Source organism: Nocardia sp. NPDC127606 (assembly GCF_042671725.1).
Lineage (GTDB): Bacteria > Actinomycetota > Actinomycetes > Mycobacteriales > Mycobacteriaceae > Nocardia.
In genome coordinates this window covers 1-16,953 of the sequence record NZ_JBHXWQ010000014.1, presented here as the reverse complement: position 1 = coordinate 16,953, position 16,953 = coordinate 1, and the positions used below count along the sequence as shown (strand labels likewise).

The following is a 16,953-nucleotide window of genomic DNA, read 5'->3' as shown; positions in this document are numbered from 1 at the left end:
ACGAATCAGCTCGCAACCGCACGAAAGAGGCGGCGCGGCAACCGAACCCCGGTCACCGCGCCGCCTCCGGACGATCAGCGTGCTGCGTCGGATCAGAGCACAGCCTTGAAGATCAACGTCACCACCGCGGCCACGACGGCGAGCGCCACGGCCCCACCGCCCCACACCACACCCTGGCGCTGCCACGGCCGCCCGGCATCGAGCGAGAAGCGCCCCGGCCCGGTGAACGCCAGCGCCGCGGCGACCAGCGCGAACAGCAACGGCGTCGTGAATCCCGGCACCGACGGATCCGCCGGGAACAGCCCACCACTCCACAGCACGTTGATGGCGTTGATCATCGTTCCGAGCACGATGGCGGCGGCCAGCGGAGTGAACAGTCCGAGCACCAGCAGCAGCCCACCGACCAGTTCGGCGAGCCCGGCCAGGGTGCCGAAGAGTTCGCCGGGGTTGTAGCCCATGGCGGTGAAGCTGTCGGCATTGGCACGCCAGCCGGGTCCGTTGAACCAGCCGAACAGCTTCTGGCTTCCGTAGGCGGCCATCAGTCCACCGAAGCCGACACGCAGCACCAGCAGGCCGATGCCCGCGGCGTTGGTTTCGTCGGTGGTGGTGGTAGGAGTGAGGCGGGTAGCGGTGTCGGTCATCGTGTCCTCATCTGCGATTCGAAACATCCCCGCAACCGGACCACGGTCCGATTGCCTTCCTCGATCACAACCCTGGGTCCGATGCCACTATTTCACGCCGTTCCGGGCAATTCTGTGATGCCGGTCACAATCGATCGAAAAGGGCCGCCCCACCGGGACGGCCCTGATCGGAATTCCTCAGATCACCACGCCATGGTGGCGTAGCCGACCAGCGTCTCCTCGGACTCCTGCGACAGCTTCCACATGCCGCCGATGTTCTTCCAGGTCACCGGGATCGGGAAGGCGTAGTCGCCGAGGCGGCTGTTCAGAGTGGCCGACAGGGTGTCGCCGTCCACGGTGACCGGGCCGGAGACGTCCCAGCTGTAACCGGGGATCCGGTTCACGGTGTCGCGCACGACCGCGAGGCTGCCGCCGTTGCCCGACTCGAGCTCGGCCGACGAACCGTTCATGGCCGCCTGCAGCTTGCCGTACAGCTCGCCGACCGAGGGCGTGGCCGGAGCGGCGATCGCGGCGGGGGCGGTGGCGACAACAGCGGCGGTAACCGGCGCGAAGATGGTGGCAAACGCCATCGACGCGGCAACGAGCGAACGCTTCATGGGTGGATCTCCTCTAGTTAGGCAAGCCTAGGCTAGCCTGAGTATAGACACACCTACGGCCGGAACACCTACTCGACCAGGAAGAAGAAGTACGCGAGGAACAGCACCATCAGCGCCCACATGGCCGGGTGCACGTCCTTGATGCGGCCCTTGGCGACCATCACGATCGGGTAGAAGATCATGCCCATCGCCAGACCGTTCGCGATCGAGTACGTCAGCGGCATCATGATGACGGTGATGAACGCGGGCACCGAGTACTCGAGGTTCTGCCAGTCGATGTCACCGAGCGAACGCGCCATCAGGATGCCGACCACGATCAGCGCGGCCGAGGTGATCTCGGCAGATCCGGCGACCACCGAGAAGACCGGATAGCAGAACATCGCGATCAGGAACCAGCCCGCGGTGGTCACCGCCGTGAGACCCGTGCGGCCACCCGCCGACACACCCGCCGTCGATTCGACATACGCGGTGGTGGTGGAAGTACCGATGATCGCGCCCGCGGTGGTACCGACCGAGTCGGCGGCCATCGCACTCGCCGCGCGCGGCAGCGTGCCGTCCTTGTTCAGCAGACCGGCCTGGTTGGCGACGCCGATCAGGGTGCCCGAGGCATCGAAGAAATCGACGAACAGCATGGTGAGCACGACCACGATCATCTGGCCGGTGAACGCGTCGGGCAGATGGATGATCGCCTGACCGAAGGTCTGATCCAGGCCCTTCGGCATCTCGGCGATACCGTCCGGCACGCCGACCAGACCGGTCACCATGCCGAGGACCGTGGTCGCGACGATGCCGTAGAGCACCGCGCCGTGCCAGCCGATCACCAGGAAGACCACGGTCACGATCAGGCCGAACAGGGCAAGCAGGGTGGTGCCCTTGGTGAAATCGCCGAGAGTCACCAGCGTCGCGTCACTGTTGACGACGATGCCCGCGTTCTTCAAACCGAGGAACGCCACGAACAAACCGATACCCGCACCGACCGCGAACTTCATCTGCAGCGGGATCGCGTTGAGAATCCGTTCCCGGACCTTGGTGATCGCCAGGACGAAGAAGATGATGCCCGAGAGCAAGGTGCCCGACAGCGCCACCTGCCACGGGATACCCATGCTGAGCACCACGGTGTAGGCGAAGAACGCGTTGAGACCCATGCCCGGCGCGAGCGCGATCGGGTACTTCGCCCAGATGCCCATGACCAGCGTGCCGAAGACCGCGGCGACGGCGGTGGCCGTGAAGACCGCCTGCATCGGAATGCCCTTGTCGCCGAGGGCGCCTTCGTCACCGAGGATCGACGGGTTCACCGCCAGCACATACGACATCGCCAGGAACGTGACCGTGCCCGCCATCGCCTCGCGCTTGAAGGTGGACCCACTCGACGAGATACCGAAGTATCCGTCGATGCGCCCTCGGGCACGGGTTAGGACGTCGCTGGCCATGACTCTCCTCAATGATCGACCCAGGAACGGTAGCGGAAAGTTCACTGAATCGAATAACCCGGCGCCCGTGTCACCGGGTACGGTTACGCGCCCGCGACGGCCACCAAGCCCAGTTCGGCGTCGGACGCGAGCAGCGCGTTGTGGGGAAGCACACGGACCGTGTACCCGACAGCACCCGACAGCGGAACCGGAGCCTGGATCGAATACAGCTCGCTGCCGTCGTCGGTGCCGGTGTGGCCCATCTCGATCGTGGTCGTGTCGGAGAGGTCGTCGGTCGGCGAGACCCGGCCGAGTATCGCCTGCACCACCACATCCGACGGCGCGAGCCCACCGAGGTCGATGCGCGCGTGCAGTGACAGTTCCGCGCCGATCACCGGGGTGTCGGGCAGGCCGGAGCTGTCGACCTGCGCGATCCGCACCGACGGCCACGCGGCGTCGACGCGCCTGCGGTACTCGGCGACCTCCGCGGCACCGGCGAATTTGTCGGCGGCGGCCCGGCCGAACGCGGCGGCCGCGGGTCCGTAGTACTGCTCGGCGTAGTCGCGCACCATCCGTGAGGCCAGGACCTTCGGGCTGGTGGTCTGCAGGGTGTGGCGCACCATCTCGGTCCAGCGGACAGGGACATCGCTCGCGTCGCGGTCGTAGAAGCGCGGCGCCACAGTGCGTTCGACGAGTTCGTAGAGCGCCGAGGCCTCGAGGTCGTCGCGGCGGGATTCGTCGCGGATGCCGTCGGCGGTGGGGATGGCCCAGCCGTTCTCGCCGTCGAACATCTCGTCCCACCAGCCGTCGCGGATGGACAGGTTGAGACCGCCGTTGAGCGCGGACTTCATCCCCGAGGTGCCGCACGCCTCGAGCGGGCGCAGCGGATTGTTCAGCCACACATCGCAACCCCAGTACAGGTAGCGGGCCATCGACATGTCGTAATCGGGCAGGAAGACGATGCGATGACGCACCTCGGGATCGTCGGCGAACCGCACGACCTGCTGGATCAGCGCCTTGCCGCCGTCGTCGGCGGGGTGGCTCTTACCCGCCACCACCAGCTGCACCGGGCGTTCAGGGTCGAGCAGCATGGCACGCAGTCGTTCGGGGTCGCGCAGCATGAGGGTGAGCCGCTTGTAGGTGGGGACGCGGCGGGCGAAACCGATGGTGAGCACGTTCGGGTCGAAGACGTCGTCGATCCAGCCGAGTTCGGCATCGGCGGCGCCGCGCTGTCGCCAGGAATCGCGCAGCCTGCGCCGCACCTCGTCGATCAGGACGCCGCGCAACGTGTTTCGCGTCGACCACAGCTGACCGAGGTCGACGTCGCTGAGCTTCTCCCAGCCCCGCGCCTCCTCGACCAGTTCGGGCCCGACGAGTTCGCGGGCCTTGTCGATCCATTCGCGCGCGGCCCAGGTCGGGGCGTGCACGCCGTTGGTGACCGAGCCGATCGGCACCTCGGCCGCGTCGAATCCGGGCCACAGCGCCGCGAACATCTCCCGGCTGACCTCGCCGTGCAGTTTCGATACTCCGTTGGCGCGCTGGGCCATGCGCAGACCCATGTGCGCCATGTTGAACACCGAAGGGTCGCCCTCGCGCCCGAACGCGAGGATCCGGTCGACGGAAAGCCCTGGCAGCAGCGCGGATTCGGACTCACCGTGCGAGCCGCCGAAGTACCTGCGCACCAACGGCATCGGGAAACGGTCGATGCCCGCGGGCACCGGGGTGTGCGTGGTGAAGACGGTGCCTGCCCGCACCGCGGCGAGTGCGGTCTCGAAATCCAGTCCGCCCGCGATGAATTCACGTATGCGCTCGACGCCGAGGAAACCCGCGTGGCCCTCGTTCATGTGAAAGACATCGGGATCGGGCAGACCGTTGGCGCGGGTGTAGGCGCGCACGGCGCGAACACCACCGATACCCGCCAGGATCTCCTGCTTGATGCGGTGGTCCTGGTCGCCGCCGTAGAGCCGGTCGGTGACGGCCCGCAGTTCGGGATCGTTCTCGGCGATATCGGAATCGAGCAGCAGCAACGGAATCCGCCCCACCTGCGCGATCCACACCCGTGCCCGCAGTACGCGCCCCTCGGACATGCCGACGTGGATGAGCACCGGTGAACCGTCACTGGTGAGCAGGCGCAGCGGCAGCCCCTGTGGATCGAGCGCCGGGTAGTGCTCCATCTGCCAGCCGTCGGCCGACAGCGACTGCCGGAAATACCCCGAGCGGTACAGCAGCCCGACGCCGATCAGCGGCAGCCCGAGATCCGAGGCGGCCTTGAGATGATCACCGGCGAGGATGCCGAGGCCGCCGGAGTAGTTCGGCAGCACCTCGGTGACACCGAACTCCATCGAGAAATAGGCGATCCCCGCGATGTCGGTGCCGGTCTGCTCCTGGAACCAGCGCGGCCGCGTCAGGTAGTCCTGCAAACCCGCGGCGGCCGCGTCGACGCGCGCGATGTAGGCCGGATCGGCGGCGAGCTCGTCGAGCCGCTCGGCGGGCACCTCACCCAGCATCCGTACCGGGTCCTGGCCGACGGATCGCCACAGCTCGGGGTCGAGCTCGGCGAACAGATCCTGCGTCGGGCCGTGCCACGACCACCGCAGATTCGTCGACAACTCACCCAGCGCGGCGAGCCGCTCCGGCAAATGGGCACGGACAGTGAACCGACGAAGTGCCTTCACCCCGGAAGAATAAACGATGGCGCCCGCATGGGGGATCTAGGTGAACTGGGCAGCGAACTCGGGGGTGGGCGGAACCTCGGTGATCACGTCGATCAGGACGCCGGCGGGGTCGGCGACGATGAAGTGGCGCTGACCGAAGTCTTCGGTGCGCAGATCGAGTTCGGCGCGCAGGCCGCCGGTTTTCACCAGTCGGTCCCACTCGGCGTCGACATCGTCGACCTCGAAGTTCAGCACAACACCCTGTACGGGTTTTCCGAAGCCTGCCGGGATCGTGGGGTGGGTGGGGTCGAGCAGGGCCAGTTCGTAGGTCGGCTCGTCGTCGGCACCCGGCCGCCGCAGGCTGACGTACCAGTCCGCCTCGAAGACGATCTCGAAGCCGAACCAGGCCGTGTAGAAGTCGCGCGATTCCGCGATCCGGGTGGTGGCGAGAACGGGGTAGTAGCTGCTGAGTTTCATGGCGTCACCTTTCACATACCGTTGGTATGTGTCGTACCGTAGTTCACATACCAGCGGTAGGTCAATGGGAGGACGGCCGATGACATCGACAGCGCGGACGCGGCAACGCGAGCAGACGCGGCGCATCCTGCTGCACGAGACCAGGGCGCTGTTCGCCGCGAAAGGCTATGCCGCAGTAGGGCTATCGGAGATCGTGACATCCGCCGGGGTCACCAAGGGCGCGCTGTACCACCACTTCGACAGCAAGGCCGACCTGTTCCGCGCGGTCCTCACGCAGGTGCAGGAGGAGGTGGGCGCGCAGGTGGCCGCCGCCGCGGACGCCGAGTCCGACCCCTGGACGCAGCTCACCACCGGCTGCGCCGCGTTCCTGCGAGCCTGCGCCGACCCCCGTGTCCAGCGCATCCTGCTGATCGACGGCCCCGCCGTCCTCGGCTGGCACGAATGGCGGGCCATGGACGAAGCCAACTCGGCCCGCCACCTCGACGAAGCCCTGCGAACCCTCGTCGGCGCCGGTGTCCTCCCTCCGCAACCGATCGCCCCGCTGACCCAACTGCTCTCCGGCGCGATGAACGAAGCCGCGCTGTGGCTGGCCACCACCAGCGACCCCGACGCGCTGACCGACACCATCGCCGCCCTCGACCGCCTCCTCGCAGGCCTGCGTATCACCTGACCCCACGAAATCGGTTCGACATCGCCCGGCGGTCCGTGTCACCATGCACCGATGCCGCACTGGGTCGATGTCCTGCCCGAATTCCTGGTCGCCGCCATCATCTTGGCCGCGCTTCCCGGGCCCGCGACGGCGCTGTTCCTGCAGCGATCGGTACGCGACGGTCGGTCCGCCGGGCTGGCCGCGGTGGCCGGCAACGAGATCGGCATCCTCGGCTGGACGCTCGCGGGCGGCACCGGGCTGTCGATCCTGCTGGCCGCCAACCGCTGGCTCAACACCACCATGCACGTCGTCGGCGCCGCGGTGCTGATCTGGCTCGGCGTCCAGTCCTGGCGCCACGCCCGCGGCCACCACGACGAGTTCGGGGCCGCGCTCACCGCGAAACTGCCCGGCGGCAACACTCCCGCCGCCGCCTTCCGCGCCTCACTGATCTCGATCGCCGCCAACCCGAAGGCCGCCGTCTTCGGCATGACGATCCTGCCCCAGTTCCTCCCGGACGAAGGCCCCGTCATCCCCACCCTGCTCATCCTCGCCATCATCCAGGTCGTCGTCGACGGCGCCTGGTGCGTAGGCGTGGTCCTGGCCGCCGACCGAGCCGGCGCCTGGCTGCGCCGCGCGACAATCCGCCAACGGCTGGAACGAACCCTCGCCGCCATCCTGGTAGCCCTCGGCCTCGGCTTGGCCGCGGATACCCGCTGAACACCGCGTCCACCCCCGGCCGCCCGCGCTCCCCACCCAGCGAAAATGCAGTAAGTTAGCCGAGTGACCGGCCGGATTGCCATCGATGACATCGCCCCGTCCATTCCCGGCGGCCGCCCGGCCAAAGCCGCAGTCGGCGAGGTGTTCCCCGTCCGCGCCGTCGTCTGGCGCGAGGGTCACGACGCGGTAGCCGCCACCCTGGCGGTCCGCGCCCCCGGCTCCTCCCGGATCACGCGCATCCGGATGACGCCCGACTACCAGCCCGACGTGTTCAACGCCCTCTTCACCCCGCACCTTCACGGCGTGTGGACCTACCGCATCGAAGGCTGGAGCGACCCCATCGCCACCTGGCGAAGCGCGGTCGAGGCGAAGTTGTCGGTCGGCCAGTCCGCCGCCGACCTCGCCAACGACCTCGAGACCGGCGCCGTGCTCTTCGAACGCGCCGCCCAAGCCGTCCCGAAGAAGCAGTTCGAACGCCTGCGCGCCGCCGCCACCGCGCTGCGCGGTGAGGAACAACTCCCGGCCAGGGTCGCGCCCGCGTTCTCCGAGGAGGTCGCCGAGATCCTGCGCGCCACCCCGCTGCGCGAGATGGTCACCCGCGGCACCCAGTTCTCGGTTCTGGTCGAACGCCGCCGCGCACTGGTCGGCTCCTGGTACGAGTTCTTCCCCCGCTCCACGGGCGGCCGCGACGCCGACGGCACCCCGATCCACGGCACCTTCGCCACGGCGGCCCGCGAACTCCCCCGCATCGCGGGCATGGGCTTCGACGTCGTCTACCTCCCCCCGATCCACCCGGTCGGCGAGGTGAATCGCAAGGGCCGCAACAACACTCTCACCACCGAACCCGGCGACGTGGGCTCACCCTGGGCCATCGGCTCGGCGGACGGCGGACACGATGCCGTGCACCCACTGCTGGGCACCGAGCGCGACTTCACCGAATTCGTCTCCGAGGCAACAGCTCTCGGCCTGGACGTCGCCATCGACCTGGCCCTGCAATGCGCCCCCGACCATCCGTGGGTCGCCGCCCATCCGGAGTGGTTCACCACCCTCCCCGACGGCACCATCGCCTATGCCGAGAACCCACCGAAGAAGTACCAGGACATCTACCCGGTCAACTTCGACAACGACCCCGACGGTCTCTACGCCGAGATCCTGCGCGTGGTCCGGCACTGGATCTCCCTGGGCGTCACCATCTTCCGCGTGGACAACCCGCACACCAAGCCCGCCGATTTCTGGGAATGGCTGATCACCGAACTACGCCGCACCGACCCCGACGTGATCTTCCTGTCCGAAGCGTTCACCCGTCCGGCCCGCCTCTACGGCCTGGCCCGCCGCGGCTTCAGCCAGTCGTACACGTACTTCACCTGGCGCGTACACAAGTGGGAACTCACCGAGTTCGGCTACGAGATCGCGGCCAAGGCCGACGAGGCCAGGCCCAACCTCTTCGTGAACACCCCCGACATCCTGCACGAGAGCCTGCAGTACGGCGGCCCCGGCATGTTCGCCATCCGCGCCGCCCTCGCCGCCACGCTGTCTCCCACCTGGGGCGTGTACTCCGGTTTCGAGCTGTTCGAACACGAGGCGGTCCGCGAGGGCAGCGAGGAGTACCTCGATTCGGAGAAGTACGAACTGCGTCCCCGCGATTTCGCCGGCGCCCTCGAACGCGGTGAATCGCTGGAACCGTGGCTCACCCGCCTGAACGAGATCCGCCGCAATCACCCCGCGCTGCAGCAGTTGCGCTGCATCCACTTCCATCACGTCGACAACGACGCGCTGATCGCCTACTCCAAGGTCGACCCGGCCACCGGCGACGCGGTGCTGGTGATCGTGAACCTGAACCCCTATGCCGCCGAGCAGGGCCACATTTCACTCGATCTCCCCGCCATCGGCCGCGAATGGCACGACCACCCGGTGGTCTTCGACGAGGTGAGCGGCGAGGAATACCACTGGGGCCAGCAAAATTTCGTGCGCCTTGACCCCGCGCGCGCGGTCGCGCACATCCTGTCGCTGCCCGGGGTCCCGGCCGCCGCCCGCGCACCGCTGGCCTACCGCGAGACACTGTGATGAAACGCCGCGATCTGTTGCTGCTGGCCGCGGGCACCCACCCCGACCCGCACACCGTCCTCGGCGCGCACGCCAACGCCGACGGCACCGCGATCCGTGTCCTGCGTCCCCACGCCGAGGCCGTGACGGTACTCGTCGGGGAGGCCGAACATCGACTGAAGTCGTTGGGCCACGGCATTTTCGACGCGATCCTGCCGTATCCGCAGATCGACGACTACCGGATCCGCGCCGAGTACCCCGGCGGCCAGACCGTGATCTCCGCCGACGGCTACCGCTTCCTGCCCACCGTCGGCGAACTCGACCTGCATCTCATCGGCGAAGGCCGCCACACCCGCCTCTGGGAGGTTCTGGGCGCCCACCCGCGCCACTACACCACCCTCGACGGCGAAGTCGACGGCACCTCCTTCGCGGTGTGGGCCCCGAATGCCCGCGGCGTCACCGTCCTCGGCGATTTCGACCATTGGAGCGGAACCTCGGCCCCGATGCGCGCGCTGGGCGGTTCCGGTGTGTGGGAGGTGTTCGTGCCGGGCGTCGGGCCGGGCACGCGGTACAAGTACCGGATCCACGGCGCCGACGGCCGCGTCGTGGATCACGCGGACCCCCTTGCCTTTTCGACCGAGATACCGCCCGCGACCGCCTCGGTGGTGTCCCGCGCCGATCACGTGTGGACCGACAGCGCCTGGCTGGACCGCCGCGCGAAAACCGACGCGGTCCGCTCCCCCATGAGCGCCTACGAAATCCACCTCGGTTCCTGGCGACCCGGCCTCGACTACCGCGAATTGGCCCACCAGCTGGCCGATTACATCCGCGCGACCGGATTCACCCACGTGGAACTGCTGCCGGTCGCCGAGCACCCCTTCGGCGGCTCGTGGGGATACCAGGTCACCTCGTACTACGCCCCGACCTCGCGTTTCGGCAGTCCCGACGACTTCCGCTACTTCGTCGACCACCTCCACAACGCGGGCATCGGCGTGCTGCTCGACTGGGTCCCCGCACACTTTCCCCGCGACGAATGGGCACTCGCCCGTTTCGACGGCACCCCACTCTACGAACACCCCGACCCGCGCCGCGGCGAGCAACTCGACTGGGGCACCTACGTTTTCGACTTCGGGCGCAACGAGGTCCGCAACTTCCTGGTCGCCAACGCGGCCTTCTGGATCTCCGAGTTCCACATCGACGGCCTGCGCGTCGATGCCGTCGCCTCGATGCTGTATCTGGACTACTCCCGCCCCGACGGCGGCTGGGAGCCGAACATCTATGGCGGCCGGGAGAATCTGGAAGCGGTCGACTTCCTGCAGGAACTCAACGACACCGTGCACGGCACCCATCCCGGCGTGGTCACCATCGCCGAGGAGTCGACCACCTGGCCCGGCGTCACCCGCGGCACCGACGTCGGCGGCCTCGGCTTCACCATGAAGTGGAACATGGGCTGGATGCACGACACCCTCGGCTACCTGGGCCGCGACCCGATCCACCGCTCCTGGCACCACAACGAGATGACGTTCTCCCTGGTCTACGCGTGGAGCGAGAACTACGTCCTGCCGATCAGCCACGACGAGGTCGTGCACGGCAAAGGCACCCTGTGGACTCGCATGCCCGGCGACGACTTCGCCAAGGCGAGCGGCGTACGCGCCCTGCTCGCCTACATGTGGGCCCACCCCGGCAAGCAATTGCTGTTCATGGGCCAGGAATTCGGCCAGTTCCGCGAATGGGACAACGACCGCGGCCTGGACTGGCAGGAACTGGACAACCCACTCCACCAGGGTATTTCGACGATGGTCGCCGACCTGAATCGCACCTACACCGCCCATCCCGCGCTGTGGACCCAGGACACCACCCCCGGCGGCCACTCCTGGATCGAGGCCGACGACAGCACCGCCAACGTCTTCGCCTTCCTCCGCTGGGCCTCCGACGGCAGTGCGGTCGCCGCCGTCTTCAACTTCTCCGGCGCCACCCGCGAGAACTACCGAATCGGCCTGCCCCAACCCGGTTCCTGGCGCGAGATCCTCAACACCGACGCGGCCGAATACGCGGGCTCCGGCATCGGCAACCTCGGCGCCGTCACCGCCGACGGCACCCCGTGGCACGGTCAGCCCTGCTCGGCAACTGTCACCCTGGCCCCGAACAGCGCCCTCTGGCTGAGCTCGCCCGCCTAGTCCTCGCGCGCGAGGTAGGCGAGATACGGAGAGGCCGCCCCGGCAGGTCAGCCGGGACGGCCTCGAAGTAGGTGTCGGTCAGTACAGGGCGGCGGCGAGCTTGCGGCGGGCCGCGATCACGAAGGGCTCGGCGGGGTCGAACAGCTCGAACAGTTCGAGCAGGCGAGTACGAGCCGTGGTGCGGTCGTCGCCCGCGGTGCGCTTGACGATCGCGATGATGCGTTCGAAGGCCGCCTCTGGGCGCTGTTCGAACATTTCGATGTCGGCGGCGTCGAGCGCGGCGTCCAGGTTCGTCGGGTCGGCGTCGGCGGTGGCCACCACGGCCGGGTCGAGCTGCTGGGCCCTGGTCAGGAAGCGCAGCTGGCGCAGGGCCGCCTTGGCTTCCTCGTTGCCGGGTTCCTCGGCGATGATCGCCTCGTAGGCCGCCTCGGCGCCGGCGAAGTCACCTTCGGACAGCTTGTCCTCGGCGGCGACGAAGCGCGGATCCTCGACCTCGGGTTCGGCGGGGGCCGCGTCGGGGTCGCCCTCGAGCTTGCCCGCGGTCGCGTCCATCACCGCGTCGAGCCACTGACGTACCTGCGGGTCCGGCTGCGCGCCTTCGAAGTCGGCCAGCGGCTGCCCGCCCGCCACCGCGATCACCGTCGGAATGCCCTGCACGCGCAGCGCCTGGACGATGTTCATATTGGGTTCGGCCTCGATCACGGCCAGATCCCAGGCGCCGCGGTCTTCGGCGTTGAACCGTTCGAGCGTGCGAACCAGCTCGACGCTGCCCGCGCTGCGCTGCGAGAACAGCGCGACCACCACGGGCACCTGCGTCGAGCGCCGGATCACCTTGGCTTCGAAATCCGCCTCGGTGACCGTGTGGTTCCCCGAGGCCGGAGCAGCAGCGGCACCGCCGGGCGCGGCGGGCGGCTGCTTCAGCGCGGACAGATCCACCGCGCCGGACATGGCGGCGGCAGCGGCGGGCGAAGGACGGCGGGCAGCGGGTCGAGTCACGGTTTCCAGTTTGTCACGAAGCCGTCGGGGCGGCAGCCGCGGAGCCCTTGCTCGCGTCTGCGCTCAGCTCGCCCAGCTGACCGGTGCGCACTGCCCAGACCTCGAAGATCACGGTGAACAGCGGCGGAATGCTCGACGCCAGCGCCAGCACCGTGGTCTTCCAGTTCCAGTTCAGTTCACGCGAGGCCAGCAGCGCCGAGATCACGAACAGCACGAAGATGCCGCCGTGTACCGGGCCGAAGATCTTCACGCCGATCTCGTTGCCCTCCGCGGGCAGGTACTTGAACGCCATACCGGTCAGCAGACCGATCCAGGACAGCGCCTCGAGCACCGCGAAGAACCGGAACCGGCTGGCCGTTGACCGCAAATCGAAGAAACCCATGCCCACCATTGTGCCGCATGATCTACGACACCACGTAGTTGGACCGGTCACAGCAAAAGCCCTGGTACTCGCGAGGAATACCAGGGCTTTCGGCCGAACAGGGATCAGGCGGGTACGCGAATGATCAGCGCGTCGCCCTGACCGCCACCGCCACACAGCGCGGCGGCACCGACGCCGCCACCGCGACGCTTCAGCTCCAGCGCCAGGTGCAGCAGGATGCGCGCGCCCGACATGCCGAGCGGGTGCCCGATGGCGATGGCGCCACCGTTGACGTTGACCTTCTCCGGGTCGAAGCCCAGCTTGCGGGTCGACGACACCCCGACGGCCGCGAATGCCTCGTTGATCTCGATCAGGTCCAGATCCGCGGGCGTGATGCCCTCCTTCGCGCACGCGGCGAGGATGGCGTTGGCCGGCTGGTCCTGCAGGGTCGAATCCGGCCCGGCGACCTGGCCCGCGGCGCCGATCTCGGCGATCCACTCCAGGCCCAGCTCTTCGGCCTTGGTCTTGCTCATCACGATCACCGCGGCCGCGCCGTCGGAGATCTGCGAGGCGGTGCCCGCGGTGACGGTGCCGTCCTTGCGGAAGGCCGGGCGCAGCTTGCCCAGCGACTCGACGGTGGTGTCGGCGCGGATGCCCTCGTCCTCGGTCACGTAGACCGGGTCACCCTTGCGCTGCGGCACGGCGACCGGCACGACCTCGTCCTCGAACAGCCCGTTCTTCCACGCGGCGGCGGCGCGCTGGTGCGAGGCCGCGGCCAGCGCGTCCTGCTCCTCGCGGCTCACCTTGTCCAGGTCGTTGCGATCCTCGGTGAGCAGGCCCATGGCCTGGTCGGTGATCACGTCGTGCAGGCCGTCGTAGGCCATGTGGTCGACGAGGGTGGTGTCGCCGTACTTGAAGCCCTCACGGCTCTTGGGCAGCAGGTGCGGGGTCTGGCTCATCGACTCCATGCCGCCGGCGACCACGATCTCGTGCTCACCCGCGCGGATCAGCTGGTCGGCCAGCGCGATCGCGTTGATGCCCGACAGACAGACCTTGTTGATCAGGATCGACGGCACGTCCAACGGGATGCCCGCGGCGATGGCGGCCTGGCGCGCGGGCAGCTGCCCCGCGCCTGCCTGCAGCACCTGACCGAGGATCACGTAGTCGACCTGCTCGGGCGCGACGCCGCCCTTCTCGAGCGCGGCCTTGATCGCGACACCGGCCAGATCCGAGGCCTTGAAGCCCTTCAGACCGCCCAGCAGCCGACCGACCGGGGTACGCGCACCGGACACGATGACAGAAGTGGTCACGAAAGCCTCGCATTCATTGAGTCGATCCTCGCCGGACGCACACGGCAGCACCGCGCGCGTACAGGAGTTGGACTCCACGGTAACCGGTATCGGCCCGCGCCCGGCACGCAGGTCCGCGCTAGCTTCGTGGGGTGACCAATGAGAACTTCATCCCCGCCGACTACGTCATCGCCGTCGACCACGTGGGCATCGCCGTGCCCGACCTGGACACCGCGGTGGCCTGGTACACCGACAATCTCGGCATGGTCGAGACCCACCGCGAGGTGAACGAGGCCCAGGGCGTCGTCGAAGCGATGCTGTCGTGCCCCGCCGCCGCCGACCGCGCGACCGCCCTGCAGTTGCTGGCCCCGCTCACCCCGGAGTCGACCATCGCCAAGTTCATCGACCGCAGCGGCCCCGGACTGCAGCAGCTGGCCTACCGGGTCACCGATATCGATGCGGTTTCGGGTTTCCTGCGCGGGCGCGGCGTGCGTTTGCTGTACGAAGCCCCTCGTCACGGAACCGCCGATTCCCGCATCAATTTCATCCATCCGAAGGATGCTGGCGGTGTGCTGGTCGAGCTCGTGGAGCCGAACCCGGATGTTACGCACTAGTACGCCGGTACTGTCGGTAAATCTCGGCGAGATCACAATCACGGTCGAGTCTCCATAGGCTCGCTCGAGGCTGTATTTTGTGTGCCATGTCGTCACCTGAGTCCGATCGCAATCGCTTCGTTGCACTGCCCTTCACCGTTGTGCGCAAGGGTTATGCGCAAGACGAGGTGCGCAACTACTTCGACCGCTTCGACGCTGAGCTCCGCGTCACCGCCACCGACCGGGACGCTGCCGCAGCGCAGGCCCGCAATCTCGCCAGCCAGCTGGAAGATGCGCGTGACGAGATCGACGAGCTCCGCAAGGAGGTCGACCGGCTTTCCGTGCCGCCGACCACCGCCGAAGGCATGTCCGACCGTATCTCGCGCATGCTGCGCCTGGCCTCGGACGAAGCGTCCGAGGTCCGCGCGCTGGCGCAGGCCGAAGCCGCCGAGATGGTGTCGATCGCCGAGCAGCAGGCCACCGAGATGCGTGGCAAGTACGAGTCGCTGCTCGCGGAGACCAAGGAGAAGCGCGAGGCGCTCGAGATCGAGTTCGAGCAGACCCTCGCGAACGCGCGCACCGAGTCGGCCAAGATCATCGAAGCCGCCCAAGCCGATGTCGAACGTCTGGGCAAGGAGGCCGAAGCCAAGCGCAAGGCCACCCAGCAGGACTTCGAGGCCACCATGAACGATCGGCGCACCAAGCTGACCCGTGCCATGGAGGAGCTCGAGGCCACCAGTCGCGCCGAAGCCGCCCAGCGGATCAAGGACGCGACCGACGAGTCGAACCGCCTGATCAGCTCCGCCACCCAGACCTCCGAGCGCAAGATCGCGCACGCGAAGGAACTGGCCGAGGAGATGCGCGTGCTGCGCGGCCGGGTGCTCGCCCAGCTGCTCGGTATCCGCGGTCAGCTCGATTCCGTCCCCGCCATGCTCGCCGCGGTCAACCGCGAGAGCGAACTGCTCGACGGCACGCCTGAGCGCAAGTCGATCAGCAACAACGGCAACAAGTCGGTGTCGAGCTCGCGTCAGAACAAGGCCATCCCCGAGGTCGCCGACGAGGACATCGTCGATGAGGACCGCGAGAGCGCCGACGTCAACTAACCAGCTGTCGGACTCGTCACGACATTTACCCGGAAAACCGAAGGCCGCCTCGAATCATCGAGGCGGCCTTCGGTTTTGTCTCCTACGTCACGACCAGCGGCGGGTGATGCCGCGGGTGCGCCTGCCGTTCCAGCAACCCTGGTGCCAGTGTCTACGGTCCTCTTCGCCGCCCTCGGCGGCCCAGGCCACGATATGGGCGACACCGACCGCGATCTCGTGGTCGCAGCCAGGGCACCGATAGGGCTTCACCGCACGGGCGCCGGGAACCGTTCGCACGACATAGGTTTCGTCGCCCGGACCGTCCTCGGTGCGGCCGTACACATCGCCGATCGGCCTAGGCCCCGCAGAACGTCCGCTGCGCGGTCTACGTCGCGGCATGACACCCTCTCCTAGAACAGGCGGAAAACGTTGCTCTCCGTGCCGCGTAGCTCGTCGTAATCGAGCGTGAGGCACCGGATTCCACGGTACTCGGCCAGCGTCTTCGCCTGCGGCTTGATCTGCTGCGCCGCGAACACCCCTGCCACCGGGGCCAGCAGCGGGTCGAGGTTGAGCAGTTCGAGGTACCGGGTGAGCTGCTCGACACCGTCGATGTCACCGCGCCGCTTGATCTCCACCGCCACGGTGGCCCCGTCGGCATCGCGGCACAGCAGGTCCACCGGGCCGATCGCGGTCATGTACTCGCGCCGCACCAGGGTGTACCCCTCCCCGAGCTTCGTCACGTGTTCGGCGAGCAGCTCCTGCAGATGCGCTTCGACGCCGTCCTTCACCAGACCGGGGTCGACCCCGAGCTCGTGCGAGGAATCGTGCTCGATCTCCTCGATGGTGATCCGCAATTCCTCGCCGGCCTTGTTGGTCACCACCCACAGCGCCTTCGCCGTCACCGGCTCCGGCGTCTGCCCCTCCCGCAACGGCCGTACGCCGTCGGGCAATTCGGCGGGCATCGCGTCCGGAACTTCCTGCTCCACCAGCCAGCACGGCGGGCTCATCCAGTTCAGCGGCTTGTACGAGCCGCCGTCGGAGTGCACGAGCACCGACCCGTCGGCCTTGATCAGCAACAGCCGACGAGCCATCGGAAGGTGGGCGGTCAGTCGACCGACATAGTCGACCTGGCAACGAGCAATGACGAGGCGCACCCAAGCACTGTAGGCGACGGTCCTGGGAACGCAAAAAGGCCCTCCAACCGAAGTTGGAGGGCCTTTCGCAATGATGTTCCGGCAGTGTCCTACTCTCCCACACCCTGTCGAGTGC

Annotated in this window: 16 protein-coding genes; 6 read left to right on the top strand and 10 right to left on the bottom strand. The window is 67.9% G+C overall.

Translation table 11 applies throughout. The features are described from left to right. Window positions 1–92: 92 nt before the first annotated feature. The 5 genes from ACFVJ5_RS34945 to ACFVJ5_RS34925 form a co-directional block, all read right to left on the bottom strand. Window positions 93–641 (bottom strand): DoxX family protein, encoded by a 549-nt coding sequence (locus tag ACFVJ5_RS34945; RefSeq protein ID WP_379226896.1) that lies wholly within the window; start codon window positions 639–641, stop codon window positions 93–95. A 182-nt stretch (window positions 642–823) separates the two neighbouring features. Further along, window positions 824–1,237, bottom strand: a complete 414-nt coding sequence (locus tag ACFVJ5_RS34940) for a hypothetical protein (protein ID WP_378638878.1) — start codon at window positions 1,235–1,237, stop codon at window positions 824–826. Between the two features lie 68 nt (window positions 1,238–1,305). Further along, window positions 1,306–2,667, bottom strand: coding sequence for an NCS2 family permease (locus ACFVJ5_RS34935; protein WP_379226894.1), 1,362 nt, complete (start codon window positions 2,665–2,667; stop codon window positions 1,306–1,308). An 83-nt stretch (window positions 2,668–2,750) separates the two neighbouring features. Then, window positions 2,751–5,321 carry an alpha-glucan family phosphorylase gene (gene glgP, locus ACFVJ5_RS34930; protein ID WP_379226892.1) on the bottom strand — a complete coding sequence of 857 codons (2,571 nt, stop codon included), beginning with the start codon at window positions 5,319–5,321 and terminating at the stop codon, window positions 2,751–2,753. 36 nt (window positions 5,322–5,357) lie between these two features. Beyond that, complete coding sequence (locus tag ACFVJ5_RS34925; protein WP_379226890.1) at window positions 5,358–5,777, bottom strand: VOC family protein; 420 nt, start codon at window positions 5,775–5,777, stop codon at window positions 5,358–5,360. A 79-nt stretch (window positions 5,778–5,856) separates the two neighbouring features. Here ACFVJ5_RS34925 and ACFVJ5_RS34920 point away from each other — a divergent pair, with 79 nt between their 5' ends. The 4 genes from ACFVJ5_RS34920 (at window position 5,857) to glgB (ending at window position 11,363) form a co-directional block, all read left to right on the top strand. Further along, on the top strand, window positions 5,857–6,447 hold the full coding sequence (locus ACFVJ5_RS34920) for a TetR/AcrR family transcriptional regulator (protein ID WP_379226889.1): 591 nt from the start codon (window positions 5,857–5,859) through the stop codon (window positions 6,445–6,447). Between the two features lie 51 nt (window positions 6,448–6,498). Then, a complete protein-coding gene (locus tag ACFVJ5_RS34915; protein WP_379226887.1) occupies window positions 6,499–7,143 on the top strand; it encodes a LysE family translocator in 645 nt (214 codons plus the stop codon). A gap of 63 nt (window positions 7,144–7,206) precedes the next feature. Then, window positions 7,207–9,207: a maltotransferase domain-containing protein gene (locus ACFVJ5_RS34910; RefSeq protein ID WP_379226885.1), complete on the top strand. Its 2,001-nt coding sequence runs from the start codon at window positions 7,207–7,209 to the stop codon at window positions 9,205–9,207. Then, the gene (gene glgB / locus ACFVJ5_RS34905) at window positions 9,207–11,363 is read left to right on the top strand and encodes a 1,4-alpha-glucan branching protein GlgB (RefSeq protein WP_379226883.1); all 2,157 of its coding nucleotides are present in this window, start codon (window positions 9,207–9,209) and stop codon (window positions 11,361–11,363) included. Before ACFVJ5_RS34910 ends, glgB begins: the two co-directional genes overlap by 1 nt. A 78-nt stretch (window positions 11,364–11,441) precedes the next feature. Here glgB and ACFVJ5_RS34900 read toward each other — a convergent pair whose 3' ends face one another. The 3 genes from ACFVJ5_RS34900 to ACFVJ5_RS34890 form a co-directional block, all read right to left on the bottom strand. Continuing rightward, complete coding sequence (locus ACFVJ5_RS34900) at window positions 11,442–12,311, bottom strand: tetratricopeptide repeat protein (RefSeq protein ID WP_379226982.1); 870 nt, start codon at window positions 12,309–12,311, stop codon at window positions 11,442–11,444. Between the two features lie 61 nt (window positions 12,312–12,372). Beyond that, window positions 12,373–12,750, bottom strand: coding sequence for a DUF3817 domain-containing protein (locus tag ACFVJ5_RS34895; protein WP_379226881.1), 378 nt, complete (start codon window positions 12,748–12,750; stop codon window positions 12,373–12,375). A gap of 95 nt (window positions 12,751–12,845) precedes the next feature. After that, entirely contained in the window at window positions 12,846–14,030 is a 1,185-nt protein-coding gene (locus tag ACFVJ5_RS34890) for an acetyl-CoA C-acetyltransferase (protein WP_379226879.1), read from the bottom strand. A gap of 131 nt (window positions 14,031–14,161) precedes the next feature. Here ACFVJ5_RS34890 and mce point away from each other — a divergent pair, with 131 nt between their 5' ends. After that, window positions 14,162–14,623 (top strand): methylmalonyl-CoA epimerase, encoded by a 462-nt coding sequence (gene mce, locus ACFVJ5_RS34885; RefSeq protein WP_378996681.1) that lies wholly within the window; start codon window positions 14,162–14,164, stop codon window positions 14,621–14,623. 86 nt (window positions 14,624–14,709) lie between these two features. Next, entirely contained in the window at window positions 14,710–15,705 is a 996-nt protein-coding gene (locus ACFVJ5_RS34880; protein ID WP_084473310.1) for a hypothetical protein, read from the top strand. 87 nt (window positions 15,706–15,792) lie between these two features. Here ACFVJ5_RS34880 and ACFVJ5_RS34875 read toward each other — a convergent pair whose 3' ends face one another. Together ACFVJ5_RS34875 and nucS are read right to left on the bottom strand one after the other, a co-directional pair. Then, on the bottom strand, window positions 15,793–16,083 hold the full coding sequence (locus tag ACFVJ5_RS34875; RefSeq protein ID WP_379226876.1) for an ATP/GTP-binding protein: 291 nt from the start codon (window positions 16,081–16,083) through the stop codon (window positions 15,793–15,795). An 11-nt stretch (window positions 16,084–16,094) separates the two neighbouring features. Further along, on the bottom strand, window positions 16,095–16,838 hold the full coding sequence (gene nucS / locus ACFVJ5_RS34870) for an endonuclease NucS (protein WP_379226874.1): 744 nt from the start codon (window positions 16,836–16,838) through the stop codon (window positions 16,095–16,097). Window positions 16,839–16,953 lie beyond the last annotated feature (115 nt).

Bases quoted from the DNA above. Each gene is read 5' to 3' on its own strand.
- ACFVJ5_RS34900 (WP_379226982.1), bottom strand. From the start codon at position 12,311: ATGTCCGGCGCGGTGGATCTGTCCGCGCTGAAGCAGCCGCCCGCCGCG.
- ACFVJ5_RS34875 (WP_379226876.1), bottom strand. From the start codon at position 16,083: ATGCCGCGACGTAGACCGCGCAGCGGACGTTCTGCGGGGCCTAGGCCG.
- ACFVJ5_RS34920 (WP_379226889.1), top strand. From the start codon at position 5,857: ATGACATCGACAGCGCGGACGCGGCAACGCGAGCAGACGCGGCGCATC.
- ACFVJ5_RS34880 (WP_084473310.1), top strand. From the start codon at position 14,710: ATGTCGTCACCTGAGTCCGATCGCAATCGCTTCGTTGCACTGCCCTTC.
- ACFVJ5_RS34925 (WP_379226890.1), bottom strand. From the start codon at position 5,777: ATGAAACTCAGCAGCTACTACCCCGTTCTCGCCACCACCCGGATCGCG.
- ACFVJ5_RS34945 (WP_379226896.1), bottom strand. From the start codon at position 641: ATGACCGACACCGCTACCCGCCTCACTCCTACCACCACCACCGACGAA.
- ACFVJ5_RS34935 (WP_379226894.1), bottom strand. From the start codon at position 2,667: ATGGCCAGCGACGTCCTAACCCGTGCCCGAGGGCGCATCGACGGATAC.
- ACFVJ5_RS34915 (WP_379226887.1), top strand. From the start codon at position 6,499: ATGCCGCACTGGGTCGATGTCCTGCCCGAATTCCTGGTCGCCGCCATC.
- glgB (WP_379226883.1), top strand. From the start codon at position 9,207: ATGAAACGCCGCGATCTGTTGCTGCTGGCCGCGGGCACCCACCCCGAC.
- ACFVJ5_RS34940 (WP_378638878.1), bottom strand. From the start codon at position 1,237: ATGAAGCGTTCGCTCGTTGCCGCGTCGATGGCGTTTGCCACCATCTTC.
- ACFVJ5_RS34895 (WP_379226881.1), bottom strand. From the start codon at position 12,750: ATGGTGGGCATGGGTTTCTTCGATTTGCGGTCAACGGCCAGCCGGTTC.